This is a genomic window from Mycobacterium sp., assembly GCF_035314665.1.
Classification (GTDB): Bacteria; Actinomycetota; Actinomycetes; order Mycobacteriales; family Mycobacteriaceae; genus Mycobacterium.
In genome coordinates this window covers 1-2,293 of record NZ_DATFZD010000394.1, presented here as the reverse complement: position 1 = coordinate 2,293, position 2,293 = coordinate 1, and the positions used below count along the sequence as shown (strand labels likewise).

Sequence of the window (2,293 nt, the reverse complement as noted above, 5' to 3'; positions counted from 1 at the left end):
CAACGATAATCAGCACCGCGCAGTGGTTTACGTTATCGTGAAGCCGGGGTGACTGGCGAAAGCGTTGTCTAGCCCGAAGTTACGGCGTGGTTGAGCGCTGATTGTCTGTCTGGTCTGCGGTTATGCTGTTGGTTGACCTGGAAGTGTAGCCAAAATTATCGGCGTGTCGCGTAGGATTATTTCGCGAGTATCGATACGATGCAACGTATGGTACGGCGATCTGGTGCGATGCATGTGGCCAGAATTAAGAGCAATCATGTCGACAAGTCGGGGCAGCGGCGCGACTACCAGTCGGTGTATCTGCGGCGCAGTTTCCGCGACGGCGCCAAGGTCAAACACGAACAGCTGGCGAACCTGTCGGCGCTGCCGGAGGCGGCGATCACCGCGATCGAGGCGGTGCTGGCGGGTCGGCAGCTGGTGGGCGCGACCGACGCGGTGCAGATTGAGTCGGCGCTGCCACACGGGCACGTCGCGGCGGTGGTGGCGATGGCCCACAAACTCGAGATCCCGGCCCTGCTGGGTCCGGCCTGCCGGGCCCGGGAGCTGGCGTATGCGCTGATCGTGTCGCGGGTGCTGGCGCCGGCGTCGAAGTTGTCCACCCTGACCGGGTGGGCCGACACCACCCTGGGCGCCGACCTGGGGGTCACCGGCGCGTGCACCGACGAGGTCTACGCGGCGATGGACTGGCTGCACGCCCGCCAGGACGACATCGAAAAACGGTTGGCGGCGCGGCATCTGGATGCGGCGGTGAACCCGGCGCGGATCGCGATGTTCGACCTGTCCTCGTCGTGGGTGACCGGGCGACACTGCGAACTGGCCGCCCGCGGCTACTCCCGCGACGGCAAGAAAGGCTGCGAGCAAATCGAGTACGGGCTGCTCACCGACCCTGCCGGTCGCCCGGTCGCGATCCGGGTGTTTCCCGGCAACACCGCCGACCCGACCGCGTTCACCGACGCCGTCGCCACGGTCAAAGACACCTTCGGGCTCACCAACATGGTGATGGTCGGGGACCGCGGCATGATCACCTCCGCCCGCATCGGCGCGCTCAACGAGCTCGGCGGGATCGGCTGGCTGACCGCGCTGCGCGCCCCGGCCATCGCCGTCCTGGCCGCCGACACCGGCCCGCTGCAGATGGCGCTGTTCGATGACCACGATTTCGCCGAGATCACCCACCCCGACTATCCCGGCGAGCGGCTGATCTGCTGCCGCAACCCACTCTTGGCGGCCGAACGCGCCCGCAAACGCGGCGACCTGCTCACCGCGACCGAACAACTGCTGGCCCCGATCGCCGCCGCCGTCGCCGCCGGGCGGCTGGCCGGGGCCGATCAGATCGGCCTGAAAATCGGTGCCGTCGCCGACAAGTACAAAATGAAAAAACACCTGAACATCACCATCACCGACACCACCGTCACCATCACCCGCAACCACGACCGGATTACCACCGAGGCCGCCCTCGACGGCATCTACGTACTACGCACCAGCGTGCCCGCCACCGATCTCGATACCGCCGCCGTGATCGGCGCCTACAAAAACCTCGCCAACGTCGAACGCGACTTCCGCAGCCTCAAAACCGACGACCTAAACCTGCGCCCGATCCACCACCGCCTCCAGGACCGCGTCCGCGCCCACGTCCTGATCTGCATGCTCGCCGCCTACCTCACCTGGCACCTACGTCAAGCGTTGGCCCCGTTGACCTACACCGACGAAAATCCCCCCGACCGCGACAACCCCGTTGCACCCGCACGCCGATCCACCACCGCCGCCACCAAAGCAGCCCGCAAAACCACCACCGACACCCACCTACCCACCCACAGCTACCAAGGACTGCTCACCCATCTGGGCACCCTCACCCGCAACCAGGTCCGCTTCGCGGGCACCGACACCCCCGTGCCCATCCTCGCCGAGGCCACCCACACCCAACGCCAAGCCTTCCAACTCCTCAACGCGACCATCCCCCTGACCCTCCAGTAGCCAGAACACCCCACCCCGAAAACCACGAACCCCCAGCTCAACTGGGGGTTCGCTCGTCCTCAGCGCAGTAACTTCGGCTTAGAGTGGCATCAGAGTGGTTTGCATCACGTCGGAAAAATGATAACTCCGTTCTTTTCGAGAGAACACAATGTTTACGGGTTTTGGCGCGGTGCGGTGGGACCCTACGTTGTTGCCGAGAACATTCACCAGGTCGACAGCGCTCTGCCGCACGGCGTGCAGGGCGCGGCCGACCCGCATTTCACCTGGGCTGTCCGGTTTTTCGGCCGGCTGTTCCCGGGGCCTCGATTCGGTGGTGGGGCGC

Annotated in this window: 1 protein-coding gene; it reads left to right on the top strand. The window is 65.5% G+C overall.

Translation table 11 applies throughout. The features are described from left to right. Nucleotides 1-207 precede the first annotated feature (207 nt). On the top strand, nucleotides 208-1,971 hold the full coding sequence (locus VKI00_RS28205; protein ID WP_324444083.1) for an IS1634 family transposase: 1,764 nt from the start codon (nucleotides 208-210) through the stop codon (nucleotides 1,969-1,971). Nucleotides 1,972-2,293: the final 322 nt, after the last annotated feature.